This is a genomic window from Tepidibacter mesophilus (assembly GCF_002724055.1).
GTDB lineage: Bacteria > Bacillota > Clostridia > Peptostreptococcales > Peptostreptococcaceae > Tepidibacter_A > Tepidibacter_A mesophilus.
The window spans coordinates 1-3,330 of record NZ_BDQY01000050.1; the positions used below are offsets into that span (position 1 = coordinate 1).

4 protein-coding genes and 1 pseudogene are annotated in these 3,330 nt (G+C 24.9%); 3 read left to right on the forward strand and 2 right to left on the reverse strand.

The window, feature by feature from the left end; genetic code table 11:
- Positions 1–124 precede the first annotated feature (124 nt).
- Together Tmeso_RS16250 and Tmeso_RS15690 are read left to right on the forward strand one after the other, a co-directional pair.
- Positions 125–304, forward strand: a complete 180-nt coding sequence (locus Tmeso_RS16250) for a hypothetical protein (RefSeq protein ID WP_145993179.1) — start codon at positions 125–127, stop codon at positions 302–304.
- 193 nt (positions 305–497) lie between these two features.
- On the forward strand, positions 498–1,415 hold the full coding sequence (locus tag Tmeso_RS15690) for a DUF5655 domain-containing protein (protein WP_242967962.1): 918 nt from the start codon (positions 498–500) through the stop codon (positions 1,413–1,415).
- Positions 1,416–1,779: 364 nt separating this feature from the next.
- Here the strand turns inward: Tmeso_RS15690 and Tmeso_RS17220 are convergent.
- Together Tmeso_RS17220 and Tmeso_RS15695 are read right to left on the reverse strand one after the other, a co-directional pair.
- Positions 1,780–2,006 (reverse strand): annotated as a pseudogene (locus tag Tmeso_RS17220) (IS3 family transposase); the annotation flags it as partial.
- 46 nt (positions 2,007–2,052) lie between these two features.
- Entirely contained in the window at positions 2,053–2,241 is a 189-nt protein-coding gene (locus Tmeso_RS15695; RefSeq protein ID WP_242967963.1) for a transposase, read from the reverse strand.
- Positions 2,242–2,351: 110 nt separating this feature from the next.
- Between Tmeso_RS15695 and Tmeso_RS15700 the strand changes: the two genes are divergently transcribed.
- Complete coding sequence (locus Tmeso_RS15700) at positions 2,352–3,176, forward strand: hypothetical protein (RefSeq protein WP_099192863.1); 825 nt, start codon at positions 2,352–2,354, stop codon at positions 3,174–3,176.
- The last annotated feature ends 154 nt before the right edge of the window (positions 3,177–3,330 follow it).

Consider the following 3,330-nt stretch of genomic DNA (forward strand, 5'->3'; position numbering starts at 1 on the left):
AATAATCATAATATAACTGAGCTCCTTATTTGTTATTTTTGGTTTTGTCACTAAAGATTATTAACAATTTAAGGCTCAGTTATGTTATTTTTTGAATTGAATTTATTCAATTACTTGTAAAGTGGTGGATTTCAATATAGTAGTATATAAATTTATAATCAATAATGTAAAAGATACAGCACTTGATAATGATGTATACGAAGTTACAGAATGTATACTATATCTTTTTAATAATGATGAACTGCCTGTAATACAAAGAAGATATTGCATAGAGTATATAAAAGATATTAGAAGCTACATTTAAGCTTTAAAGTGGAAACAAACACATTTTGAGAATAGAAAATATAAAGCAAGATGATAGACGAGGAACTGTGCCATGACTTTTATATTACGATGAAATATGTAAAAAAGTAAGTATATATAATTTTTGAAAGTGTAAATTTATGCTAAAATCAAGATACATTAATTTCCTATAAAAAGATAAAAAATTATAAGGAGTGGAAGTTTTGGGAGATATAAAATTATTCAAAATAATAGATGGCGTAGAAGAAATTGAAGGTAGTTCTATGCAGTTAGAAAAATCATTACAAAATATAATTGAAAAGAATATGGAAATATTTTTAGGAGTAAAATTTTTATCTTCAGAGTATTCAACTGGAAAAGTCCATGGGGGAAGAATAGATTCTTTAGGAATAGATGAAAATAACTGTCCTGTAATTATTGAATATAAAAGAGCATTAAATGAAAATGTAATAAATCAAGGTCTTTATTATTTAGATTGGCTTCTTGATCATAAAGCTGAATTCAAACTACTTGTCATGGATAAGTTAGGAAAAGAAACAGCAGATGAAATAGAATGGAGCAGCCCAAGACTGATTTGCATTGCAAATGATTTTACTAAATTTGATATTCATGCAGTAAAGCAGATAAATAGAAATATAGATTTAATAAAATACAAAAATTATAAAGATGAATTATTATTATTTGAAATGGTTCATACCAACGCAGAAAATAGGATAACAGAAAGTGCTAATAATATCTTAAATAATTATAATAAAACAAAAACGGTAAATGAGTATTTAAAGGAAGCTCCTTCTAAATTGAAAGATAGATACTATGCACTTAGAGATTTTATAATCAATTTAGCAGATGATGTTCAAGAAAAAACATTAAAACACTATATTGCCTTTAAAAGAATAAGAAATTTCGCATGTATTGAGATACATTCTAAAACAGATACAATACTCATATATGTAAAATCTAATTTAGATGAATGTAATCTAAAGGACTCATTTACAAGAGATGTAACAAATATAGGACACTATGGAACTGGAAACTTAGAAATAAGATTTACAGATATACAGCAGTTAGAAGAAATACAAAAATATATTACAAAGTCTTATGAAATGAATTAATAATTAGACTAAATAACTTCTTCATAAAAAGAATTGAAAAATTGTATAGTGGTTAAGCCAAAATGACTCTTATTAAAATACTGCTACTGTAATAATATTTTTATAAAACTAAAGACTGCGACGTCCCAATCTAAGCTTTATGGGAAAATATTAAAAATCAGTAGCTAACATTATTAATAAGCTTCATATTTAAGTTTAGATTTTGAATTTTAAAATAGTAATTTAAAGGTATATAGGGGTTATATTTTTCTATAAAAAACTAGCCCTTTTTAATATTATTTCCATTTCAAGAAAAAAACCAGTATATTCTTTAAGATTAATTATTGAATCTATGTCAATATTTTAGACACAAAAAGTTAACTTTTTAAGATGCTAAACTAGCTTCATTTTCTACTTCTTGAGGTGTTTTGTAACCTGATGCTCCATGAATACGCTTTCGATTATACCAACTCTATATGTATTCAAATAAAGCTAGTTTAGAAGTTTTAAAATCTAGATATTTCATATTATGGACTTCTTATTTTTTAATATAGTTTTTAATATAGAATGAAAGGATTTTATAACAGCATTATTATAAGGGCAGCCTTTTTTATATTTTATTTTCCTTCTGAAGACGTGCTATTTGCTTTTTTAGTTTTTATAAGTCATCTAATGAGGTGATTTCATCATTAGAACTATCCATAGGAGAAAAATTTTTAATCCATTTATAAGTAGCAACATCTGAAATACCATATTCACTATTTATTTCTTTTACAGAATGACCAGCATTATATAAATCTACTATAGTTTTTTTAAAATCTTCAGAGTATCTTTTGTTAGTGCTCATTTAGGACACATCCTTTCAATTATTATTTTATCTATTTAACAAAGTTGTGCCCATAAAACTATACTAACATCAAAAAATATAAGTACAATTATGTTAGGAGTGTAAAAATAATGACGATCAAATCAAGGAAATTACAACTTGCAAAACATGAACTGGATTTAAATAAATTTATGGATAGATTAAAAGAAAAACCATATATAATGTATCCGAAAGAATATAGCGAATATGTAAGAACAGGTATAACGATAATTCTTATATCTTCGATAACATTAGTTATATTTTTATTTTATTTAAAAGAATTTTACATTGAGGATCGCATGAAAGATAGTTTGCATTTTGAAATATTCTTTATAATAATGACGTGTAGTATCTGTTTAATTTATATTATTAATATAATTGGTCTTATTACAAGAAAAATAAAGATAGAACTTGGAGAAAATTATGTGAAATTTACAGGTATTTTAAGAACAAGAATTATTTATACTGATGATATTAAATCAATTACTGAAAAAAGTGTGTATAGGCAACCACAAATGAAAAATGTGCATATAAAAAGAAAGAAAAATTATTCAAATAAAAGTAATAGAATCATTCGTTTTCAAGATTGGTGGTTTGATGAAAAGGATATGAGAAAATTATTTTATTATATAAATACATACAGTAGAAGAACAAAAGCTAAAAAGCTAATAGATGATCAAGGTATTAATATTAGAGATTTTAATGGGAAATTTTTTCAAAACAATATGTTTATATATGATGAAATGCATAATACATACATATGTCCAAATAAAAAGAAATTAATATCTACCTCTCACAAAACTACAACGGGAAAACAAATATATTCTTCTATCGATTATATTTGTGCAGGTTGTCAACTTAAAGAAAAATGTTTAAAGCCTAATAAAAAAGTAAGGATTATAACTAAAAAAAATTAACAGTATCTACAGAAGATACTGTTTTTTTTGTATAAGGAATACCACGGGTTATACCCGTGGTTCAAAAAAGCTTATAGCTATGAGTAGAAAAAAATAGAACCTCCAATGTAAAATGGAATTAGGTTTGCCGACCAAAACCATTACAAAGGAGGTT